A 21,920-nucleotide genomic window follows, 5' to 3' on the forward strand; every position below is an offset into this window, starting at 1 on the left:
GGTGCGGCACCGGACCGGGATGCCCGAGGGCTGTGGCTCAGACGTTGACGCCGAAGTCCTGCGCGATGCCGCGCAGGCCCGAGGCGTAGCCCTGGCCGATGGCGCGGAACTTCCACTCGGCGCCGTTGCGGTAGAGCTCGCCGAAGACCATCGCGGTCTCCGTCGAGGCGTCCTCGGAGAGGTCGTAGCGCGCGATCTCCGCCTCGCCGGCCTGGTTCACCACGCGGATGTAGGCGTTGCGGACCTGGCCGAAGGACTGCTGGCGGTTCTCGGCCTCGTAGATGGAGACCGGGAACACGATCTTCGAGACGTCGGCGGGAACGGCGGCGAGGTTGACCTTGATCTGCTCGTCGTCGCCCTCGCCCTCACCGGTGATGTTGTCCCCGGTGTGCTCCACCGAGCCGTCCGGGCTCTTCAGGTTGTTGAAGAACACGAAGTTCTGGTCGGTGCTGACCTTGCCGTCCGCGTTCGTGAGGATGGCGCTGGCGTCGAGGTCGAAGTCCACACCGGTGGTCGTACGGGCGTCCCATCCCAGACCGACGATGACCGCGGTCAGTCCCGGGGCCTCCTTCGACAGCGATACGTTGCCGCCCTTGCTGAGGCTGACTCCCACGAGTCCTCCCAATGGTGTTCAGGGGCGGGGAGCCCCGTAGGTGCGTTGGTATCGGATCAACGGTTCGATCCTAGTGACGGGTTCCCGTGCCCCGCAGGGCTTGGAACCGAAGAATCACAGGGTGTCGAGCGCCTTGACGTACTCGTTCAGGTCACGCGCGTCCGGCAGCGCGTTGACGACGGTCCAGCGGACGACGCCCTCCTTGTCGATGATGAACGTGCCGCGCACGGCGCAGCCCTTGTCCTCGTCGAAGACGCCGTAGGCGCGCGAAATGTTGCCGTGCGGCCAGAAGTCGGAGAGCAGCGGGTATTCCAGGCCCTCCTGCTCGGCGAAGACGCGCAGGGTGTGGATGGAGTCGTTGGAGACCGCGAGGAGCTGGGTGTCGCGGTCGGTGAACTGCGGCAGGTTGTCGCGCAGGGAGCACAGCTCGCCCGTGCACACGCCGGTGAAGGCGAAGGGATAGAAGAGCAGTACGACGTTCTTCTCGCCACGGAAGTCGGACAGCTTCACGGTGGCGCCGTGGTTGTCCTTCAGCTCGAAGTCCGGGGCCTTGCTGCCGACCTCGACGGCCATAGTCACTCGCTTCCCTTCCAAGGGTCTGTTCGGGTGACGACCAGCGTACGCAGTGATCGGCTCGTGGCGGCGGCGCGACCCCGGCGGGGTCCCCCGGGTGCCGCCTCCGGGCATGCGTGAGGCCCCCGCCGAGGTGGCTCGGCGGGGGCCTCACGGATGTTCTGGCTTACAGACGGGGCGCAGCTCAGCGCTTCGACTTGGGGGTGGCCAGGCGGGTGCCCGACCAGTCCTTGGCGACGGAGATGCTCTTCGTCTGGGAGAGGCCGGCTGTCTGTGCGGCATCACTGATGTCGCTGGGCTCGACGTAACCGTCCCTGCCGGTCTTCGGGGTCAGCAGCAGGATGTTGCCGCCGTCCTCAAGGAGACCGATGACGTCCACCAGCGCGTCCGTGAGATCGCCGTCCTCGTCCCGGAACCACAACAGCACCACGTCGGCGACGTCGTCGTAGTCCTCGTCGACCAGATCCTGGCCGATCAGAGTTTCGATGCTTTCACGGAGCTCGTTGTCAACGTCGTCGTCGAAGCCGATCTCCTGGACCACCTGTCCGGGCTCGAACCCCAGCCTGGCGGCCGGGTTGGTCCGCTCCTCCGCGTGGTCCGCGGTCGCGCTCACGGCTTGCCTCCTGATCATGTTTCGGAATTGGGGTCACCCTCTGCTCGTCCAGAGCCGGGGGATGTCAGCCACGCGCGTACGCGAAGCGTTGGCCGTAGTCCACACGGGCGGAGCGGATCGCGCAAGTACCCGGCCGTCGAGACCGCCGAAACGGTGACGATCCTGGCAGTGCCGACGCAACTCCCGGCGGGCCATCATGACGCCGCGTGACGGGCACCACACACTTCTGCCCCATTTATCCCCTTCGGAACCCTTGGGGCGTGCGAAAGCCGAACGGCTTTGCGGAACGCGTCACGCCCTGAGCGTATCGTTACGTTTTGGTCGAGACCGCCCCAACGGTCCGGACGAGCGTCTCGGTTACCTCCAGGTAGAGATGACGTAGGCGTTCGCGGGGTACACGATGGGATCGGTGCAGACGCGGGGAAAACCCACCGAACACAGCCCTCCGACAGCGAAGGAACAGCGTGGCTCCCGGATCCGATCGCAACCCGATCATCATTGGCGGCCTTCCCAGCCAGGTCCCGGACTTCGACCCCGAGGAGACTCAGGAGTGGCTCGACTCGCTCGACGCCGCCGTCGACGAGCGCGGCCGCGAGCGGGCCCGCTATCTGATGCTGCGGCTGATCGAGCGGGCCCGTGAGAAGCGCGTGGCCGTGCCCGAGATGCGCAGCACGGACTACGTCAACACGATCGCCACCAAGGACGAGCCGTTCTTCCCCGGCAACGAGGAGATCGAGCGCAAGGTCCTGAACGCGACCCGCTGGAACGCCGCCGTGATGGTGTCCAGGGCGCAGCGCCCCGGTATCGGGGTCGGCGGCCACATCGCGACCTTCGCCTCCTCGGCCTCGCTCTACGACGTCGGCTTCAACCACTTCTTCCGCGGCAAGGACGAGGGCGACGGCGGCGACCAGATCTTCTTCCAGGGGCACGCCTCGCCGGGCATCTACGCCCGCGCGTTCCTCCTCGACCGGCTCTCCGAGCAGCAGCTCGACGCGTTCCGGCAGGAGAAGTCGAAGGCACCGTACGGACTGTCGTCGTACCCGCACCCGCGGCTGATGCCGGACTTCTGGGAGTTCCCGACCGTGTCGATGGGCCTCGGCCCGCTCGGCGCGATCTTCCAGGCGCGGATGAACCGCTACATGGAGGCGCGCGGTATCGCGGACACCTCCAAGTCCCACGTCTGGGCGTTCCTCGGCGACGGCGAGATGGACGAGCCGGAGTCGCTCGGCCAGCTGTCGATCGCCGCGCGCGAGGGCCTGGACAACCTGACCTTCGTCGTGAACTGCAACCTCCAGCGCCTCGACGGCCCGGTGCGCGGCAACGGCAAGATCATCCAGGAGCTGGAGTCGCAGTTCCGGGGCGCCGGCTGGAACGTGATCAAGCTGGTCTGGGACCGCACCTGGGACCCGCTGCTCGCGCAGGACCGCGACGGGGTGCTCGTCAACCGGCTGAACACCACGCCGGACGGCCAGTTCCAGACGTACGCCACGGAGACGGGCGCGTACATCCGCGACCACTTCTTCGGGGACGACCACCGGCTGCGCGCGATGGTCGAGAGCATGACCGACGACCAGATCCTGCACCTGGGGCGCGGCGGCCACGACCACAAGAAGATCTTCGCGGCGTTCTCGGCGGCCAAGGCGCACGCGGGCCAGCCGACGGTGATCCTGGCGCAGACGGTCAAGGGCTGGACGCTCGGCCCGAACTTCGAGGGCCGCAACGCCACGCACCAGATGAAGAAGCTGACGGTCGCCGACCTCAAGGGCTTCCGCGACCGGCTGCACCTGCCGATCTCCGACAAGGAGCTGGAGGACGGCGCGCCGCCGTACTACCACCCGGGCCGGAACTCGGAGGAGATCCAGTACATGCACGACCGCCGCAGGAGTCTCGGCGGGTACGTGCCCACGCGTGTCGTGCGTTCGAAGCCACTGGCCCTGCCCGAGGACAAGACGTACGCGAGCGTGAAGAAGGGTTCGGGTCAGCAGTCCATCGCCACGACCATGGCGTTCGTGCGGCTGCTCAAGGACCTCATGCGGGACAAGGAGATCGGCAAGCGCTTCGTGCTGATCGCGCCGGACGAGTACCGCACGTTCGGCATGGACTCGTTCTTCCCGAGCGCGAAGATCTACAACCCGCTCGGCCAGCAGTACGAGTCGGTGGACCGTGAGCTGCTGCTCGCGTACAAGGAGTCGCCGACCGGTCAGATGCTGCACGACGGCATCTCCGAGGCGGGCTGCACGGCCTCGCTGATCGCCGCGGGTTCGGCGTACGCCACGCACGGCGAGCCGCTGATCCCGGTGTACGTCTTCTACTCGATGTTCGGTTTCCAGCGGACGGGTGACCAGTTCTGGCAGATGGCCGACCAGCTGGCGCGCGGTTTCGTCCTGGGCGCGACCGCGGGGCGGACGACGCTGACCGGTGAGGGCCTCCAGCACGCGGACGGCCACTCGCAGCTGCTCGCCTCCACGAACCCGGGCTGTGTCGCCTACGACCCGGCGTTCGGCTTCGAGATCGCGCACATCGTCCAGGACGGTCTGCGCCGTATGTACGGCTCCTCCGAGGAGCACCCGCACGGCGAGGACGTCTTCTACTACCTCACCGTCTACAACGAGCCGCTCCAGCACCCGGCGGAGCCGGAGAACGTGGACGCGGAGGGCATCCTGAAGGGCCTCCACCGCTTCAGCGAGGGCACCTCGGGCACCATCCCCGCTCAGATCATGGCGTCCGGCATCGGCGTCACCTGGGCGCTGGAGGCGCAGCGGATCCTCGCCGAGGAGTGGAACGTGCGGGCCGACGTCTGGTCGGCGACCTCCTGGAACGAGCTGCGGCGCGAGGCGGTCGAGGTGGAGCGGCACAACCTGCTGCACCCGGAGGAGGAACAGCGCGTCCCGTACGTGACGCGGAAGCTGTCCTCCGCCCAGGGTCCGTTCGTGGCCGTCTCCGACTGGATGCGCTCGGTTCCCGACCAGATCTCCCGGTGGGTGCCCGGCACCTACCAGTCACTCGGCGCGGACGGCTTCGGCTTCGCGGACACGCGCGGCGCGGCCCGGCGCTTCTTCCACATCGACGCCCAGTCGATCGTGGTCGCGGTGCTGACCGAGCTGGCCCGTGAGGGCAAGGTCGACCGGTCGGTGCTGAAGCAGGCGGTCGACCGCTATCAGCTGCTCGACGTGCGGGCGGCCGACCCGGGCGCCGCGGGCGGCGACGCGTAGGCGGGAGCGGGGCGGGCGAGGGGGCGAGGGCCGTGGGCCCGCCGCCCCCTCGCCGTTTTCTTTCTACGATGCGGGCATGAGCGAAGAATCGGCGCAGGCCCGTTGGGAGCTGCTGACGCAGCGGCCCCTGCTCGTCCTCGCGGTGGCGTTCGCCCTCGGGTACGCCGTGCCGATCGTGGACAACGACGCCGGCCGTCCGGTGACCCTGACCTGCACGCTGGTGGAGTGGGTCGTGTGGGGGGCCTTCGCCGTCGACTACCTGGTCCGCCTCGCGCTGGCCCGGGAGCGGCGCGCCTTCGTCCGCGGCCACTGGCTCGACCTGTGCGCCGTGATCCTGCCGATCCTCCAGCCGCTGCGGCTGCTGCGGCTGGTCTCCACGCTGATGCTGGTGGGGCGGCGCGCCCGGATGGCCTCGCAGATCCGGCTGACGACGTACGTCGGCGGCGCGGTCGTCGGCCTGCTGATGTTCGGCTCGCTCGCCGTGCTGTCGGTGGAGCGCGACTCACCGAACGGGAACATCAAGACGCTGGGTGACGCGGTGTGGTGGTCGTTCACGACGATGACGACCGTGGGGTACGGCGATCACGCGCCGACAACAGGGATGGGCCGTGTCATCGCGGTGGGCCTGATGCTGTCGGGGATCGCCCTGCTCGGTGTGGTCACCGCGAACATCGCCGCCTGGTTCATCTCCCGGTTCGACAAGGACGACGTGGAGGAGCGGCGCCAGACCGCGGCGATCGAGGAGCTCGCGGCGCAGGTGCAGGCACTGCGGGCCGAGGTCGCCGCGCTCTCCTGCGTCCCGGGGATCCTGCCGCACCCCGTGTCGGCGGGGTCGGAGGAACACTCCCCCGGCTGACGGCCGTGGGCCCGCGCACCGCTCGGGAGCGGTGCGCGGGCCCACGGGTGCGGGGCGTCAAGGCCGGTGTCAGAGCAGGCCGTTGCCCGGTCCGCCGCCCAGCCAGATGATCGCCAGGAGGGTGTCTATCGCTCCCAGCACCAGGGCTATCAGGGCCGGCACCGGGCCCGATCCGGTCCAGCGGCGGCCCATGGCGAGCCATCCGCAGACCATCGCGGCCGGCCCGAGGACGATGCCCAGTGCGAAGAAGCCGGCCACCGCGCACACGGTGCCGATGATCCCCAGGGTCGCGCTGTCCGGCCCGGTCCGTGATCCTGTACGGCCACGTGAACGGGGGTACCTGCGCGTACCGTTTCCGAAGCCCGCCATCATCAACTCCTGAACTCCCGTGACCTGTCGGTCGGTTCGGGTCGATGGACCGGGTACCCCCGTTTCACGCTGGCAGACCCGCCCGTTGCCCGGGCGGGTCCGTCACGGAGGCGGGAGGCGTCAGATGTGACCGACGCCCGCGCCCGCCTCGGCGTTCTCGCCGCGCTTGGTGAGCAGCGCGACGAAGACGGCCACGACGGCGACCACGGCGGCGACGAGGCACGCGAGGCTCATGCCGGAGATGAACGTGTCGTGCGCGACCACCGAGATCTTCGCCGCTATCGCCTCCGGCGTGCCCTTGGCCACCGGCGCCGCGCCCTGCTGCACGGCCTGCGAGGCCAGGGCCTCCTGCGCGTCGGTGAGCTTGGGCAGGCCGGCCGCGACCCAGTTGCCCGCGAGGTCGTTGTCGACCTTCGAGGCCATCACGGCGCCCAGGACGGCCGTGCCGAGGCTGCCGCCGATCTGCATGGCGGCCTGCTGGAGACCGCCGGCGACACCGGAGAGCTCCATCGGGGCGTTGCCGACGATGACCTCGGTGGCGCCGACCATGACCGGCGCGAGGCCGAAGCCGAGGAGCGCGAACCAGATGGACATCAGGCCGCTGGAGGTGTCGGCCTTCAGCGTCGACATGCCGTACATGGCGATCGCGGTGGCCGCCATGCCGCTGGCGAGCGGGATGCGCGGGCCGAGCTTGGTGATGGCCAGGCCCGCGAGCGGGGAGCCGACGATCATCATGCCGGTGAGCGGGAGCAGGTGCAGGCCCGCGTCGACCGGGCTCATGCCGTGCACGTTCTGGAGGTAGAACGTCACGAAGAACAGGCCGCCCATGAAGGCGATGGCCATGAGCACCATCAGCACCACACCCGCCGAGAGCGGGACGGAGCGGAAGAGGCCGAGCGGGATCAGCGGCTCCTTCACGCGGGTCTCCCAGAAGGAGAACAGCCCGAAGCCGAGGACGGACAGACCGATGAAGAGCCAGGTCTTGCCGTCGCCCCAGCCCCAGGACGGGGCCTTGATCAAGGCCCACACCAGGCAGAACATCGCGCCGGACAGCAGCACGATGCCAAGGATGTCGAAGGAGCGCGGGGCGTTCTCGGCGCGGTGGTCCAGCAGGATCAGCAGGCCGAGCGTGAGGGCGATCAGGCCGACGGGCACGTTGATGAAGAACACCGACTGCCAGCTGACGTGCTGGACGAGCAGACCGCCGAGGATCGGGCCGCCCGCGGTGGAGGCGCCGATGACCATGCCCCAGATGCCGATGGCCATGTTCAGCTTCTCGGCCGGGAAGGTCGCGCGGAGCAGGCCGAGCGCGGCCGGCATGAGCAGCGCGCCGAACAGGCCCTGGAAGACGCGGAAGGTGACCACGAGGGCGATGGTGTGCGACAGGCCGATCGCGCCGGACGCGGCGGCGAAGCCGGTCACACCGATCAGGAAGGTCTGCCGGTGGCCGAAGCGGTCGCCGAGCTTGCCCGCGGTGATGAGGGAGACCGCGAGGGCGAGGAAGTAGGCGTTGGTGATCCACTGGACGTCGGCGAAGGTGGCGCCGAGGTCCTTGGCGATGGCCGGGTTGGCGATGGCCACGATGGTGCCGTCGAGGGCCACCATCATCACCCCGACCGCGACGGTGATGAGGGTGAACCAGGGGTGGCCTCGCAGGCCCCGGGCGGGAGCGCCGTCCGCCGGGGCGGCGGGTGCCTCGCCCCCCTGTCCCGTCGTCTCGATGGTGGTCTGACTAGTCATGCGCGGGAGGCTAGTGACAGCCACTGACAATTGACAAACCGATTCACAAGTCGGTAACTGTCACGTCACTCACAGATAGGCTGAACTGGGCGAACTGTTGGCGAAGGAGAAGTGCGGCACCATGACGGACACGGTCCCCCCGGCTCACGCGCCGCGTCCCGGGCTGCGGGAACGCAAGAAGCAGCGCACCCGGGACGCTCTGCTGCGGGCCGCCCTCGAACTGTTCACCTCGCAGGGGTACGAGCGGACCACCGTCGACGAGATCGCCGAGGCCGTCGACGTCTCCCAGCGCACCTTCTTCCGCTACTTCGCCGGCAAGGAGGACGCCGCCCTGTTCCTCCAGCGGCTCACCGAGTCGCATTTCATCGCCGCGGTGCGCGAACGACCGGCCCACGAGGCCCCGTTGGAGGCGCTGCGCCGTGCGGTCCTGGAGAGCTGGGACACCATCGGCGAGGCGATCGAGGAGGTGGTGCCCATCGAACTGCACATGCGCACCTACCGGTTGATCGAGTCGACTCCCGCGCTGCTCGCCGTGCATCTGCGCCGCTCCGAGGAGATCGAGGAGGAGATCGCGCGGCTCATCGCCGACCGCGAGGGCCTCGACGTGGACACGGACCCGCGCCCGCGCATCGCGGTCGCGGTGTTCGGCGGCGTGATGCGGGTCACGGGCCGCATGTGGGGCGCGGGCGAGGACACCAGCGTCGAGGCGATCCGCGAGCTGACCGCGGCCTATCTCGACCATGTGGGGCCCGCGTTGGCGGAGAAGTGGGACACCGCACCGCGGTGACGACGGGTGACGTCGCGTGACTCTTCGTGACGTCACGTCACCTCGGGGCGGTCCGCACCCCTCGTACGGAACCTCGCGCACACCCGCGCTCGTTGTTACGGATGACACCCGGCGAGTTGTTCCGCGAGGGACTCCACGGAATCACAACACCCCCATACGCAGCGTCACATATCGCACACGCGTAGCAGAAATGTCCGTACACAGTGTGACCATTTAACTCAAACTGAACCCGGTTTGCCCCAATCACCCCATCAGAAACGTGATCCCAGTCACTCGTTTAACGGGAGGCTCCCCACTTCTCCTAGGGTGTCCTCTCAGTGACTTCCTTCGACACCACCCCCCAACTCAACGTCTGGCGCGCACTGCTCGCGCTGGCCGTGGTGTTCGTGATGCTGGCCACCAGTGGCTGGACCGCGATCCACAGCCACCGCGCAGCCTCGGCGCTCCAGGCGTCCCGCTCCGCGTGGGCGCACGGCAGCGTGGCCGGACACCGGCTGCCCGCCCTCGACTCCGATCCGGCTCTGCTGGCCCAGTTCTTCACCACGCTCGACGCGCACCAGCGTTCACGGCTCGCCCACCGCTATCCGCTCGCGGTCGGCAACATGAACGGGGCGCCGGTGACCCTGCGCTACGCGGCGAACCGGGTCGCGCTCAAGCACGAACGCGCGGTCGAACGCGGGCGCATGCACGACGACCGGCTCTCCTCCGCCGGCCACTACGACGCGGGCCGCCGGATGCACCGCTACGACGCGCTGCTGGACAAGGGCCGCAAGATCCTCGCCTTCGACCCCAACGGCTCGGGCCGGGTCGCGGAGGTCTTCGGCGACCTCGACACGGCCCGCCGCGTCTCGGTCGTGGTCCCCGGTGTCGACACCGACCTGCTCACCTTCCAGCGCACGTACAAGCAGTACTCGGCACCCGTGGGCATGGCGGGCGCGCTGTACCGCGAGGAGCGCTCGGCTGACCCCGCCGCGCGTACGGCCGTGATCGCGTGGGCGGACTACACGGCGCCCAGCGGTCTCGGCATCGACTCGGCCACCGCCATGCGGGCCGAGGAGGGCGCGGTGCGGCTGAACGCGCTGGTGCGGGCGCTGCCCGGCGGCTCGCAGGTGGCGCTGTACTGCCACAGCTACGGCTCGGTCCTGTGCGGGGTGGCCGCTTCCTCGCTGCCCTCCAGGGTCTCCGACATAGCCGTGGCGGGAAGCCCCGGCATGCGGGCGGCCCGGGCGGCGAACCTGCACACCACCGCCCGGGTCTGGGCGATGCGCGACGCGGACGACTGGATCCAGGACGTACCGCACATGGAGGTCGGGGGCCTCGGGCACGGAGCGGACCCGGTGTCGAAGGGGTTCGGGGCACGTGTGCTGTCCGCCGAGGGCGCGAAGGGCCACGCCGGCTACTTCCAGCCGGGCACGGAGAGTCTCCGCAACTTTGCGGAGATCGGGATCGGCGCGTACCGCAATGTCAGCTGCGCGCGCGACGACGACGCCTGCCGGACGGGTTTGTCCGCCGGTACGTCGGCCTGACGCGCGTAGAGGACGAAGAACTGCGGTCCGCCCAGAGAGGCGACGGAGGCTTGCGTGCCGCATACGATGGCCCGCATGGGTGACGTACTGGCCGGTTTTCATGCCGCCTGGGAGTTCGAGTCCGACTCCGTGCTCATCCGCTTCGAACGGGGGATCCGCACACCGAAGCTGTTCCAGGCGCTCGGTGAACGCCGTATCCCCCTGGAGGCGATCTCGGCGGTGACGCTGGCGCCGGGGAAGCGAGGCACGGTCGTTCTGCGTGCGGTGCCGCGGCCCGGCGCCGATCCGCTGATGGAGGCGGCCGCGGGACAGCTCAAGGAAGGGTGCGATCCGTACCGGCTGGTGCTGCCGGCCGACCGCGAGACGCTCGCGGAGTACTACGCGGACGAGCTGCGCGGCCGGATCACGACGGACGACGAGCCCGCCGAGCGTTTTCTCGTGAAGCCGCCCGAGCGGCCGCTGGTCTTCAAGGCCTACGACGGGAAGGCGTCCTTCGACGGCAAGACGGTGTCCTTCCGCTGGTTCAGGACGGGCGCGTCCTCGGCGAAGTGGAAGGCCGGCGACCAGACGTTCCCGGTCTCCGCGCTGTGCGGGGTCGAGTGGCGCTCCCCCGAGGTGTTCGAGGGCCATCTGCGGCTGCTGCGGCGGGATCCCGCGCCGGCGCATCCCGCGCAGGCGGACCAGGACCCCGCGGCCGTCGTCTTCGGGCTCGGGTACGGGCCCGTCCACGAGTCGCTGCCGTTCGCGGCGGCCGTGCTCGCCGCCTCGCGCTCCGCGAGTCCCGCGCCCGCGGTCGCCGCTCCCGTGCCGCACCGCGACCCGGCCGACATCGCCGAACGGATCCGGCATCTCGGGGAACTGCACGAGGCCGGGCTCGTCACGGACGAGGAGTTCTCCTTCAAGAAGGCGGAACTGCTCGCCCAGCTGTAGCGGGCCGGCACCCGGGGGCGCCGGCCACACCCGTCCGCGGGCCGGACCGTCCGCCCTCGGAGCCGTCCTTTGTCAGGACCGCTCCGAGGCGAGGGCACGGCTCGCGTCCCCGTAGAAGCCGATCTTCCGGTCGAGCACGGCCAGCGTGTCCTGGAGTTCCGCGATCCGGGCCCGGACGTCCCGGCGGGTGGCCTCCAGGAGCTCGTAGCGGTCCATGTACGTGTGGTCGCCGGCGCGCACCATCTCCGCGTAGCGGACCATGTCGGCGACCGGCATACCGGTGAGACGGAGCTTGCCGACGAGGCCGAGCCAGTCCAGGTCGCGGTTGCTGTAGCGGCGCTGGCCGGTGTGCGAGCGGTCGATGTGCGGCATGAGGCCGATGCGCTCGTACCAGCGCAGGGTGTGCGCGCTGAGGCCGGTGAAGGCGACGACCTCGCTGATCGTGTAGTTGTCCCGGCCGTCGGGGCGCCGCGGTTCCCGCTCGGGAGGCTCGGCGCAGGTGTCGGTCCCGGTGGCCTCGGCTGTGGTCTCCATCACCGTCATGCCCCCACGCTAAAACCTTGGAGTGCACTCCAGGCAAGCCGAACCGGCCGAAAATGCCGGGACATGGCCGGGAGGTGCTGGCTACCGTGCCGATCATGAGTCTCGTACGCCGTGCCACGCCCGAGGACGCCCCGGAAGTGCTGCGCCTGCGCCAGGTGATGATCCACGCGCTCTTCGACGCCGGCTCCTCCAGTTCCTGGCACGCCACCTCGCTGCCCACCGTCCGGGCGAAGCTCGCCGACACCGAGGGCTCCTTCGCCGCGTTCGTGATCGACCACCCGGACCGGCCGGGAGCGCTCGCGTCCCTCGTCGCGGGGACGGTCGACTACCGGATCGGGCGCGAGGACAATCCGCACGGCGCGGTCGGGCACGTCTTCAGCGTCGCCACCGATCCGGACGCCCGGCACCGCGGTTACGCCCGCGCCGGTATGGAGGCCCTTCTCGACTGGTTCCGCGGACGCGGGGTCGCCCAGGTCGACCTGAACGCGTCCGCCGAGGCCGAGCCGCTGTACGCGGCCCTCGGCTTCGTCCGCAAGCGCGACCCCTCGATGCGGCTCACCCTTTGACCCGCTTAGGCTCGGGTCATGTCCTTGCAGAGCCTGGCGCTGATCTCGAACTGGCCCGTTCCCACCGCCGCCGCCGCGGTCGTCCGCGCGGACGGCACCGTGGCCGGGTCGCACGGTCCCGGCGGCCACCGGTTCGCCTTGGCCTCCGTCACCAAGCCGCTCGCCGCGTACGCCGCGCTCGTCGCGTACGAGGAGGGGGCGATCGAGCTCGACGAACCCGCCGGGCCCGCCGGTTCGACGGTCCGCCATCTGCTCGCGCACACCTCGGGCCTGGCGTTCGACGAGCACCGGGCGACCTTCACGCCCGGGCAGCGGCGGCTGTACTCCAACGCCGGCTTCGAGGTGCTCGGGGACCACATCGCCAAGGCCGCGGACATGCCCTTCGCGGAGTATCTGCGCCAGGCGGTCCTCGAACCGCTCGGCATGACGGGGACGACGCTGGACGGTTCGCCCGCGAAGGACGGCGTCTCGACGGTGGACGACCTCGTCCGCTTCGCCGCCGAGCTCCAGGCGCCGCGGCTGCTCGACCCGCGCACGGTCGCGGAGGCGATGACCGTGCAGTACCCCGGGACCAAGGGCGTGCTGCCCGGCTACGGCCACCAGAACCCCAACGACTGGGGGCTCGGCTTCGAGATCCGCGACTCCAAGTCGCCGCACTGGACCGGGACTTCGTCCTCGCCGCGCACGTTCGGCCACTTCGGTCAGGCCGGTACGTTCCTGTGGGTCGACCCGGTCGCGGGCGCCGCCTGTGTCGCGCTGACCGACCGGAACTTCGGGCCCTGGGCGATCGAGGCGTGGACGCCGTTCACCGACGCGGTGCTGGCCGAACTCGCCTCCTGACAAGGGCGGGGTCAGACGGCGGCCATCTCCCACACCAGCAGCTCCGCCGGGGCCCCGGCGACCAGTTCCAGGTCCTTCGCCCCGGTGATCCGGGCCGCGTCCCCCTCGCCCAGCTCCACGCCGTCCAGTCGGACCTCGCCGCGCACGACATGGACGTAGACGCAGGGCGCGTCGGGGACGGCCGTGCGCTCGCCCGCCGTCAGCCGGCGCACATGGAGCATGGCCCCCGCCTCGGGGACGGCGTACGGGGTGGAGTCGGCGATGCCGCGGACGGTCTCGTAGGCCGGGTCACCGCCGGGCTCGATCGGCGCCAGCCACATCTGGACGAAGACCAGCGGCAGCTCGCCGTCGTTGCGCTCGACGTGGCGGACACCGCCCGCGGAGCTCAGCCGCTGCACGTCACCGTGGCGCAGCACCGACACGTTCCCCGCCGAGTCGCGGTGGGTCAGCTCGCCCTCCACCACCCAGGTGACGATCTCGGTGTGACTGTGCGGGTGCTCGTCGAAACCCGCGCCGGGGGCCAGCCGCTCCTCGTTGCAGGCGATCACCGCGCCGACCCGGAGGTTGTCGGGGTCGTAGTGCGGTCCGAAGGAAAAGGCGTGGAGCGAGGAGATCCCGGCTTCCGGGTCCCCTCCGCGGTAGCGCTCGTCGGCGCGGCGGACGTCCATCACTCCCCCACGGTAGCCCGGCACCGCGAACCACCCCTCTCTTACTTACGACCCGCCGCCGCACGGCTGCGTCCGGATAAGGCAGTCTTGTCCCGTGCCCGAACCCGAAGCCAGCAACACCGAGCGCCCAGCGCACGACGTCGACTCGCACACCGCGACCCTCAAGCGGCTGGAGAAGTCGGCGGGCAGTCTCGCCGCCCAGGCCATCACGCGGATGGACGAGACGCTGCCGTGGTACCGGGCCATGCCACCGGAGAACCGGTCGTGGATCGGTCTTGTGGCCCAGGCCGGTATCGCGGCCTTCACGGAGTGGTTCCGTCACCCGGACGCGCCCCAGGCCATCTCCACCGACGTCTTCGGCACCGCGCCACGCGAGCTGACCAGGGCCATCACGCTGCGCCAGACGGTGGAGATGGTGCGGACGACAATCGAGGTCATGGAATCGGCCATCGACGAGGTGGCGGCCCCCGGCGACGAGTCCGTGCTGCGCGAGGCGCTGCTGGTCTACGCCCGAGAGATCGCCTTCGCCACCGCCCAGGTGTATGCGCAGGCGGCGGAGGCGCGCGGCGCGTGGGACGCCCGTCTGGAGTCGCTCGTGGTGAACGCCGTGCTCTCCGGCGAGGCCGACGAGGGCGCCGTCTCCCGGGCCGCCGCGCTCGGGTGGAACTCGCCCGAACATGTCTGCGTGGTGCTGGGCACGGCACCCGACGGTGACAGCGAGCTGACGGTCGAGGCGATCCGGCGGGCGGCGCGGCACGCCAAGCTCCAGGTGCTGACGGGGGTGCTCGGGGACCGGCTGGTCGTCATCGCGGGCGGCAGCGACAACCCGCTCGCCGTGGCCAAGTCGCTGATCGGGCCGTATGCCGCCGGATCGGTCGTCGCCGGGCCGATCGTGCCCGATCTGCTGGCCGCGACCCGGTCCGCGCAGGCCGCGGCGGCCGGGCTCAAGGCGTGTTTCGCCTGGCAGGACGCCCCGCGTCCGGTTCTGGCGGACGATCTGCTGCCGGAGCGCGCGATCGCAGGAGACCCGTCTGCCCGCGAGCAGTTGGTGGAGGAGATCTACAGACCGCTGGAGGAGGCGGGCTCGGCGCTCCTGGAGACGCTCGCCGTCTATCTGGAGCAGGCGAGCAGCCTAGAAGGCGCGGCCCGGATGCTGTTCGTCCATCCCAACACCGTGCGCTACCGGCTGCGACGTGTGACTGACGTCACCGGCTGGTCGCCCTCGGATGTTCGGTCGGCGTTCACGCTGCGGATCGCGCTGATCCTGGGGCGTCTGGCCGATGGAGATCCACAAACATAGGGTTTTGTCGGGGACCTACAATTCCCCCTCGTGTTCTTCGTCCCTGTCCCCACGGGCGGCCGTGGCCGTCCACAAGAGAGAGTGTGAGAGTGCTCGTACTCGTCGCTCCCGGCCAGGGCGCTCAGACGCCCGGCTTCCTGACTCCTTGGCTCGACCTCCCCGGCGCCGCCGAACGCCTCGCCGCGTGGTCGGACGCCATCGGGCTGGACCTTGCCCACTACGGCACGCAGGCCGACGCGGACGCGATCCGTGACACGGCCGTCGCGCAGCCTCTCCTGGTCGCCGCCGGTCTGCTGTCCGCCGCCGCGCTCGGTGACGTCACCCCCGGTGCCGTCGCCGGCCACAGCGTCGGCGAGATCACCGCCGCCGCGTTCGCGGGAGTGCTCGACGACACTGCCGCGCTGACCCTCGTACGCAGGCGTGGCCTGGCGATGGCCGAGGCCGCCGCCGTCACGCAGACCGGTATGTCGGCGCTGCTCGGCGGGGACCCGGACACGACGGTCGCGCACCTGGAGAAGCTGGGTCTGACCCCGGCGAACGTGAACGGCGCGGGCCAGATCGTGGCCGCCGGCACGCTGGAGCAGCTGGCGGCGCTGGAGGCGGACAAGCCCGAGGGTGTCCGGCGGGTCGTGGCCCTGAAGGTGGCGGGCGCGTTCCACACGCACCACATGGCTCCCGCGGTCGACGCGCTGGCGAAGGCCGCCGAGGAACTGACGCCGGCCGACCCGCGGGTCACCTACGTCTCGAACCGTGACGGCCAGGCGGTGGCCTCCGGTGCCGAGGTCGTCTCCCGCCTGGTCGGCCAGGTCGCCAACCCGGTCCGCTGGGACCTGTGCATGGAGACCTTCCGGGAACTCGGCGCGACCGCGCTGATCGAGGTGTGCCCCGGCGGCACGCTGACCGGTCTCGCCAAGCGCGCGCTGCCCGGCGTCCCGACGCTGGCCCTGAAGACCCCCGACGACCTGGACGCGGCTCGCGAGCTCATCGCCGAGCACGGCGCCGCCTGAGGAGCCCGAGAGCATGTCGAAGATCAAGGCACCCAAGGGCGCTCCGTTCGCGCGCATCCTCGGCGTCGGCGGCTACCGTCCCGTCCGGGTCGTGCCCAACGAGGTGATCCTGGAGACCATCGACTCGTCCGACGAGTGGATCCGTTCGCGTTCGGGCATCGAGACCCGGCACTGGGCCTCCGACGAGGAGACGGTCGCCGCGATGTCGATCGAGGCGTCCGGCAAGGCCATCGCCGACGCCGGGATCAACGCCGACCAGATCGGCGCCGTGGTGGTCTCCACCGTGTCGCACTTCGCCCAGACCCCGGCCATCGCCACCGAGATCGCCGACAAGCTCGGCACGAACAAGGCCGCGGCCTTCGACATCTCGGCCGGCTGCGCGGGCTTCGGCTACGGCCTGACCCTCGCCAAGGGCATGATCGTCGAGGGTTCCGCGGAGTACGTCCTCGTCATCGGCGTGGAGCGGCTGTCCGACCTGACCGACCTGGAGGACCGTGCGACGGCCTTCCTGTTCGGCGACGGCGCGGGCGCGGTCGTCGTGGGCCCCTCCGAGGAGCCGCACATCGGCCCCACCGTCTGGGGCAGCGAGGGCGACAAGGCCGGCACCATCAAGCAGACCGTGCCGTGGGACCGCTTCAAGGTCGGCGACGTCTCCAATCTCCCGCTCGACTCCAAGGGCGAGATCAAGTTCCCTGCCATCACGCAGGAGGGCCAGGCGGTGTTCCGCTGGGCCGTGTTCGAGATGGCGAAGGTCGCACAGCAGGCGCTGGACGCGGCCGGGATCAGCTCGGACGACCTGGATGTCTTCATTCCCCACCAGGCCAACGAGCGGATCATCGACTCGATGGTGAAGACGCTGAAACTGCCGGGACACGTCACGGTCGCGCGTGACGTGCGCACCACCGGCAACACCTCGGCCGCCTCGATCCCGCTCGCGATGGAGCGGCTCCTGGCGACCGGTGAGGCGAAGAGCGGCGACACCGCGCTCGTCATCGGCTTCGGGGCGGGTCTCGTGTACGCCGCGACCGTCGTTACCCTCCCCTAGGCACTCCGTACCGGATCATCCGGTCCGTACGGAACATCGCCACCCCTCTGGAAACACACCGAAGGAGCGCCTGACATGGCCGCCACTCAGGAAGAGATCGTCGAAGGTCTCGCCGAGATCGTCAACGAGATCGCCGGGATCCCCACCGAGGACGTCCAGCTGGACAAGTCCTTCACCGACGACCTGGACGTCGACTCGCTGTCCATGGTCGAGGTCGTCGTCGCCGCCGAAGAGCGCTTCGACGTCAAGATCCCGGACGACGACGTCAAGAACCTCAAGACCGTCGGCGACGCGACCGCCTACATCCTCGAGCACCAGGCCTGACCTTCCGGTCACCTGGGCCGACCGTCCGGGTGACCGGGGCCGCGTGCCCCGGTTCGCCCTGGCTGATGCCCCGCCACCCGGCGGTGGCGCCGCTGAATCCTCGTATCCGTTGGAGAAAGAATTCCCGTGAGCCCGACCAATCGCACCGTGGTCGTCACCGGTATCGGCGCAACCACACCGCTGGGTGGCGACGCAGCCTCTACCTGGGAGGGCCTGATCGCCGGACGTTCCGGCGTCCGCCCCCTCGAGCAGGAGTGGGCCGCCGACCAGGCCGTCCGTATCGCGGCGCAGATCGCCGTGGAGCCGGGTGAGGTCATCCCCCGCCCGCAGGCCCGCCGTCTGGACCGCTCGGCGCAGTTCGCGCTGATCGCGGCCAAGGAGGCCTGGGCCGACGCCGGTTTCACCGACAAGGCGGGCGAGGACCCGAGTGTCGACCCCGACCGGCTGGGCACGGTCATCGCCTCCGGCATCGGTGGTGTGACGACCCTGCTCGACCAGTACGACGTGCTGAAGGAGAAGGGCGTACGCCGTGTCTCCCCGCACACCGTTCCGATGCTGATGCCGAACGGTCCGTCCGCCAACGTGGGTCTCGCCGTGGGCGCCCGCGCCGGTGTGCACACCCCGGTCTCCGCCTGCGCTTCCGGCGCCGAGGCCATCGGCTACGCCATCGAGATGATCCGCACGGGCCGCGCCGACGTCGTCGTCGCCGGTGGCACCGAGGCGGCCATCCACCCGCTTCCCATCGCCGCGTTCGGCAACATGATGGCGATGTCCAAGAACAACGACGACCCGCAGGGTGCCTCGCGCCCCTACGACGTCGCCCGTGACGGCTTCGTCCTCGGCGAGGGTGCCGGTGTCGTCGTCCTGGAGTCCGCCGAGCACGCCGCCAAGCGTGGCGCCCGCGTCTACGCGGAGGCGGTCGGCCAGGGCATCTCGGCCGACAGCCACGACATCGTGCAGCCGGAGCCGGAGGGCCGCGGCATCGCGCACGCCCTCCAGAGCCTGCTGGACAACACGGACCTGGACCCGGCCGAGATCGTGCACGTGAACGCGCACGCCACCTCGACGCCCGCCGGTGACGTGGCCGAGCTGAAGGCGCTGCGCAAGGTGTTCGGCGACGACGCGGACCACTTCGCGGTCTCCGCCACCAAGTCGATGACCGGTCACCTCCTCGGTGGCGCCGGCGGTGTCGAGTCGGTCGCGGCCGTGCTCGCCCTGTACCACCGGCTCGCCCCGCCGACCATCAACGTCGAGAACCTTGACCCCGAGGCCGAGGCCGCCGCGGACATCGTGCGCGGCGAGGCCCGCAAGCTGCCCGTCGAGGGCCGTATCGCCGCGCTGAACGACTCGTTCGGCTTCGGCGGGCACAACGTGGTCCTGGCGTTCCGTTCCGTCTGACGCCGGCTCCCGTCCCGTACGGCTGTGGCCCGTACCCCTGGTCAAGGGGGTACGGGCCACACGGCGTTCGTTCTCGGGCGGGTCCGGGCGTCCTTGACGGAGCGTCACCGGTGGGGCGTCAGACCACCTGGTGCAGCCAGCGGACCGGGGCGCCCTCGCCCGCGTAGCGGAAGGGCTCCAGCTCGTCGTCCCAGGGCTTGCCGAGGAGCTTGGCGAGGTCGGCCTCCAGGTCGCTCTCGCCGCGCTGGGAGCGCAGCAGGGCCGCGCGCAGCCGGTCCTCGGGGATGAGGATGTCGCCGTGGATGCCGGTGACGGCGTGGAAGATGCCCAGCTCGGGGGTGCAGCTGTAGCGCTCGCCCTCGGCGGTGGGGCAGGGTTCGGCGGTGACCTCGAAGCGCAGCAGGTGCCAGCCGCGCAGCGCGGAGGCGAGCTTGGAGGCGGTGCCCACCTCGCCCTTCCAGGAGAACTCGGATCTCCAGGTGCCCGGCGCGGCGGGCTGCCGGATCCAGTCGAGGTTGACGCGTGTGCCGAGCACCCCCGCGACCGCCCACTCGACATGCGGACACAACGCGCGGGGCGCGGAGTGCACGTAGAGAACTCCACGTGTCGTCACTGGGGCCTCCGGACAGAGCGAGACATCTTGTAACTTAGCGGAACGGCAGTGGCAGGGCGGCCACGTGGCGAGGCTACCCTGCGGCGGCGCAAGGAGTGTGACGTACCGTCGGTCCAAGCGCCGTGAACCGCCGAGGTTTCACCCGGCGGGACGTGTCCGGACTCCCCTGCCGGGGGTCCGGGTCCGCCTCCCGGGTGGAGACGGCCGCACCATGGAAACGCGGCGCGACCGACCGTGTACGACGTGGTGCGACCGACCGCGCGGAGCGGATGCCGACCAACCCTGTACAACGAACGAGGAGACCAGGGGATGCGGAATCGCAGCCACCGTTCGCGGGCCGTCCTCGCCGTCGCCGCGGCGGCGGCTCTCCTGGGCACCGCCGCCTGCGACTCCTCGGCGCCCGGCGGGACCGCGAAGCAGCGGCCGTCGGCGAAGCCCACGCCGGTCTGGGACCGCAGTCCCCACTCCATGGCCGCGGTCGGCGACTCGATCACGCGCGGTTTCGACGCGTGCAGCGTGCTGTCCGACTGCCCCGAGGTGTCGTGGGCGACCGGCAGCGATCCCCGGGTCGACAGCCTCGCCGTGCGGCTGCTCGGCGCCACCGGCGCGGCCGAGCGGAGCTGGAACTACGCGGTGACCGGCGCGCGGATGGCCGACCTTCCCGGTCAGATGGAGCAGGCGGCGGCGCGCAGGCCGGAGCTGGTGACGGTGATGGCGGGCGCGAACGACGCCTGCCGCTCGTCCGCCTCGGCGATGACGCCGGTCGCCGACTTCCGCGGCGCGTTCCAGGACGCGATGAGCACGTTGCGCCGGGCCCTGCCCAAGACGCAGGTGTACGTGTCGAGCGTGCCGGATCTGAAACGGCTCTGGTCCGAGGGGCGCGGCAATCCGCTGGGCAAGCAGGTGTGGAAGCTGGGCATCTGTCCCTCGATGCTCGGTGACGCGGACTCGCTGGGCTCGGCGGCGACGCTGCGGCGCGGCCAGGTGTGGGACCGGGTGAAGGAGTACAACCAGGTGCTGCGCGAGGTGTGCGCCAGGGACCGGCGGTGCCGCTTCGACGGGAACGCGGTCTTCGACTACCGCTTCGGCACCGACCAGCTGAGTCACTGGGACTGGTTCCACCCGAGCAGGGACGGACAGGCCCGACTCGCGGAGATCGCCTACCGCAGGGTCACCGCAAGCGAACCCGTCACCTAGGTCCTGTCGTCAAATCCCCGCCTGCGCGGCGACGCCCTGCACGCACTCTCGCCGCACCGGCCCCGGACCCGAGTACGTCCGGTACGCAGGCCTGGGGCCGGCACGCCGAGAGCGCGCACCTGACGCCGCCGCGCCCGCCCTCCGGGCGGACGACGGGGATTTGACGACAGGACCTAGGGTTTCTCCCATGAGTGAACTTTTCGGCACACTTTCCGACGGCACCCCGGTCCATCGCTGGACGCTGGAGCGCGCCGGGGTCCGGGTGCGTGTGCTCACGTACGGCGGGATCGTGCAGTCGGCCGAGGTGCCGGACCGGGACGGGCGGGCCGTGGACGTGACCCTGGGCTTCCCGGACCTGGAGGGGTACACGGCCCATCCCGAGCCGTACCTCGGCGCACTGGTCGGGCGGTACGCGAACCGCATCGGGGGCGCGGCCTTCCCGCTGGACGGGGTGACGTACCGCCTGGAGGCGAACAACGGGCCCAACTCGCTGCACGGCGGCGACGGCGGTTTCGACAAGCGCGTGTGGGACGCGGAGCCGCTCGAACACGGGCTCAGGCTCTCCCGGGTCAGCCCGGACGGCGAGGAGGGCTTCCCGGGCCGCCTGGAGGTCTCGGCGACGTACACGCTCGACGAGCGGGGCGCGCTGCGGATCGCCTACGAGGCGGTCACCGACGCGCCGACGGTGGTGAACCTGACGAACCACACGTACTGGAACCTCGGCGGCTCCGGCAGCGCTCTCGGGCACGAACTGCGGCTCGACGCCTCGCGGTTGACGCGGGTGGACGGGAACCTGATCCCGACCGGGGAGCTCGACCCGGTCGAGGGCACCCGCTTCGACTTCCGCGAGCCCCGCAAGACCGGTGCCGGCTACGACCACAACTACGTGCTCGACAAGGGGGCCACCACCGCTCCGGTGGAGGTCGCCGAGCTGTACGACCCGGCGTCCGGGCGGGTACTGACGGTCGCGACCACCGAGCCGGGCCTCCAGCTCTACACCGCCGACCATCTGGGCGAGCCCTTCGCCCCCAACGACGGCATCGCGCTGGAGACCCAGCACTTCCCCGACTCCCCGAACCGGCCGGACTTTCCGAGCACCGAGCTGCGGCCGGGCGAGGTGTACCGCTCAGAGACGGTGTACGGGTTCTCCGTGCGGTCCTAGGGCGGGTCCACGGGGGGCAAACGGCGGGCCCCGGTCCG

General features: G+C 70.5%; 22 protein-coding genes. 14 read left to right on the forward strand and 8 right to left on the reverse strand.

The genetic code is table 11. The features are described from left to right. Positions 1 to 37 precede the first annotated feature (37 nt). The 3 genes from WJM95_RS09525 to WJM95_RS09535 form a co-directional block, all read right to left on the reverse strand. Positions 38 to 613, reverse strand: a complete 576-nt coding sequence (locus WJM95_RS09525) for a TerD family protein (protein ID WP_339129149.1) — start codon at positions 611 to 613, stop codon at positions 38 to 40. Between the two features lie 114 nt (positions 614 to 727). Further along, positions 728 to 1,186 (reverse strand): peroxiredoxin, encoded by a 459-nt coding sequence (locus tag WJM95_RS09530; RefSeq protein WP_339129150.1) that lies wholly within the window; start codon positions 1,184 to 1,186, stop codon positions 728 to 730. A 184-nt stretch (positions 1,187 to 1,370) separates the two neighbouring features. Continuing rightward, the gene (locus WJM95_RS09535; RefSeq protein WP_339129151.1) at positions 1,371 to 1,799 is read right to left on the reverse strand and encodes a DUF3052 domain-containing protein; all 429 of its coding nucleotides are present in this window, start codon (positions 1,797 to 1,799) and stop codon (positions 1,371 to 1,373) included. Between the two features lie 464 nt (positions 1,800 to 2,263). On the opposite strand from WJM95_RS09535, the gene aceE reads away from it, so the two are divergent. Together aceE and WJM95_RS09545 are read left to right on the forward strand one after the other, a co-directional pair. Continuing rightward, positions 2,264 to 5,011, forward strand: a complete 2,748-nt coding sequence (gene aceE, locus WJM95_RS09540; protein ID WP_339129152.1) for a pyruvate dehydrogenase (acetyl-transferring), homodimeric type — start codon at positions 2,264 to 2,266, stop codon at positions 5,009 to 5,011. Positions 5,012 to 5,087: 76 nt separating this feature from the next. Further along, on the forward strand, positions 5,088 to 5,867 hold the full coding sequence (locus WJM95_RS09545; RefSeq protein ID WP_339129153.1) for a potassium channel family protein: 780 nt from the start codon (positions 5,088 to 5,090) through the stop codon (positions 5,865 to 5,867). A gap of 69 nt (positions 5,868 to 5,936) precedes the next feature. On the opposite strand, the gene WJM95_RS09550 is transcribed toward WJM95_RS09545, so the two are convergent. Both WJM95_RS09550 and WJM95_RS09555 read right to left on the reverse strand, forming a co-directional pair. Continuing rightward, on the reverse strand, positions 5,937 to 6,239 hold the full coding sequence (locus tag WJM95_RS09550) for a small hydrophobic protein (protein ID WP_339129154.1): 303 nt from the start codon (positions 6,237 to 6,239) through the stop codon (positions 5,937 to 5,939). Positions 6,240 to 6,356: 117 nt separating this feature from the next. Then, positions 6,357 to 7,976, reverse strand: a complete 1,620-nt coding sequence (locus tag WJM95_RS09555; protein WP_339129155.1) for an MFS transporter — start codon at positions 7,974 to 7,976, stop codon at positions 6,357 to 6,359. Between the two features lie 121 nt (positions 7,977 to 8,097). On the opposite strand from WJM95_RS09555, the gene WJM95_RS09560 reads away from it, so the two are divergent. The 3 genes from WJM95_RS09560 to WJM95_RS09570 all read left to right on the forward strand — a co-directional run bounded on the left by WJM95_RS09560 (position 8,098) and on the right by WJM95_RS09570 (position 11,219). Continuing rightward, positions 8,098 to 8,763 (forward strand): TetR family transcriptional regulator, encoded by a 666-nt coding sequence (locus tag WJM95_RS09560; protein WP_339129156.1) that lies wholly within the window; start codon positions 8,098 to 8,100, stop codon positions 8,761 to 8,763. A 317-nt stretch (positions 8,764 to 9,080) separates the two neighbouring features. Next, on the forward strand, positions 9,081 to 10,289 hold the full coding sequence (locus tag WJM95_RS09565) for an alpha/beta hydrolase (RefSeq protein ID WP_339129157.1): 1,209 nt from the start codon (positions 9,081 to 9,083) through the stop codon (positions 10,287 to 10,289). Positions 10,290 to 10,355: 66 nt separating this feature from the next. Then, positions 10,356 to 11,219 (forward strand): DUF4429 domain-containing protein, encoded by an 864-nt coding sequence (locus WJM95_RS09570; protein WP_339135442.1) that lies wholly within the window; start codon positions 10,356 to 10,358, stop codon positions 11,217 to 11,219. A 72-nt stretch (positions 11,220 to 11,291) separates the two neighbouring features. Here the strand turns inward: WJM95_RS09570 and WJM95_RS09575 are convergent, their stop codons facing one another. Then, positions 11,292 to 11,762 (reverse strand): MerR family transcriptional regulator, encoded by a 471-nt coding sequence (locus WJM95_RS09575; RefSeq protein WP_339129158.1) that lies wholly within the window; start codon positions 11,760 to 11,762, stop codon positions 11,292 to 11,294. A gap of 95 nt (positions 11,763 to 11,857) precedes the next feature. Here WJM95_RS09575 and WJM95_RS09580 point away from each other — a divergent pair, with 95 nt between their 5' ends. Both WJM95_RS09580 and WJM95_RS09585 read left to right on the forward strand, forming a co-directional pair. Further along, positions 11,858 to 12,328: a GNAT family N-acetyltransferase gene (locus WJM95_RS09580; protein WP_339129159.1), complete on the forward strand. Its 471-nt coding sequence runs from the start codon at positions 11,858 to 11,860 to the stop codon at positions 12,326 to 12,328. An 18-nt stretch (positions 12,329 to 12,346) separates the two neighbouring features. After that, a complete protein-coding gene (locus WJM95_RS09585) occupies positions 12,347 to 13,168 on the forward strand; it encodes a serine hydrolase domain-containing protein (protein WP_339129160.1) in 822 nt (273 codons plus the stop codon). Between the two features lie 11 nt (positions 13,169 to 13,179). On the opposite strand, the gene WJM95_RS09590 is transcribed toward WJM95_RS09585, so the two are convergent. Next, the gene (locus WJM95_RS09590; protein WP_339135444.1) at positions 13,180 to 13,836 is read right to left on the reverse strand and encodes a pirin family protein; all 657 of its coding nucleotides are present in this window, start codon (positions 13,834 to 13,836) and stop codon (positions 13,180 to 13,182) included. 94 nt (positions 13,837 to 13,930) lie between these two features. Here WJM95_RS09590 and WJM95_RS09595 point away from each other — a divergent pair, with 94 nt between their 5' ends. From WJM95_RS09595 to WJM95_RS09615, 5 genes are all read left to right on the forward strand, one after another. Then, entirely contained in the window at positions 13,931 to 15,136 is a 1,206-nt protein-coding gene (locus WJM95_RS09595) for a helix-turn-helix domain-containing protein (RefSeq protein ID WP_339129161.1), read from the forward strand. An 89-nt stretch (positions 15,137 to 15,225) separates the two neighbouring features. Beyond that, entirely contained in the window at positions 15,226 to 16,143 is a 918-nt protein-coding gene (locus WJM95_RS09600; RefSeq protein WP_339129162.1) for an ACP S-malonyltransferase, read from the forward strand. A 13-nt stretch (positions 16,144 to 16,156) separates the two neighbouring features. After that, positions 16,157 to 17,188, forward strand: coding sequence for a ketoacyl-ACP synthase III (locus WJM95_RS09605; protein WP_339129163.1), 1,032 nt, complete (start codon positions 16,157 to 16,159; stop codon positions 17,186 to 17,188). A 75-nt stretch (positions 17,189 to 17,263) separates the two neighbouring features. Beyond that, positions 17,264 to 17,512 carry an acyl carrier protein gene (locus tag WJM95_RS09610; RefSeq protein WP_339129164.1) on the forward strand — a complete coding sequence of 83 codons (249 nt, stop codon included), beginning with the start codon at positions 17,264 to 17,266 and terminating at the stop codon, positions 17,510 to 17,512. 126 nt (positions 17,513 to 17,638) lie between these two features. Continuing rightward, positions 17,639 to 18,910: a beta-ketoacyl-[acyl-carrier-protein] synthase family protein gene (locus WJM95_RS09615; protein ID WP_339129165.1), complete on the forward strand. Its 1,272-nt coding sequence runs from the start codon at positions 17,639 to 17,641 to the stop codon at positions 18,908 to 18,910. A gap of 118 nt (positions 18,911 to 19,028) precedes the next feature. Here WJM95_RS09615 and WJM95_RS09620 read toward each other — a convergent pair whose 3' ends face one another. Then, positions 19,029 to 19,523: a DUF3145 domain-containing protein gene (locus WJM95_RS09620; protein ID WP_261702513.1), complete on the reverse strand. Its 495-nt coding sequence runs from the start codon at positions 19,521 to 19,523 to the stop codon at positions 19,029 to 19,031. A 309-nt stretch (positions 19,524 to 19,832) separates the two neighbouring features. On the opposite strand from WJM95_RS09620, the gene WJM95_RS09625 reads away from it, so the two are divergent. Together WJM95_RS09625 and WJM95_RS09630 are read left to right on the forward strand one after the other, a co-directional pair. Beyond that, entirely contained in the window at positions 19,833 to 20,720 is an 888-nt protein-coding gene (locus WJM95_RS09625; RefSeq protein ID WP_339129166.1) for an SGNH/GDSL hydrolase family protein, read from the forward strand. A gap of 187 nt (positions 20,721 to 20,907) precedes the next feature. Then, positions 20,908 to 21,882: an aldose epimerase family protein gene (locus WJM95_RS09630; RefSeq protein WP_339129167.1), complete on the forward strand. Its 975-nt coding sequence runs from the start codon at positions 20,908 to 20,910 to the stop codon at positions 21,880 to 21,882. Positions 21,883 to 21,920: the final 38 nt, after the last annotated feature.

The organism is Streptomyces sp. f51 (genome assembly GCF_037940415.1).
GTDB lineage: Bacteria > Actinomycetota > Actinomycetes > Streptomycetales > Streptomycetaceae > Streptomyces.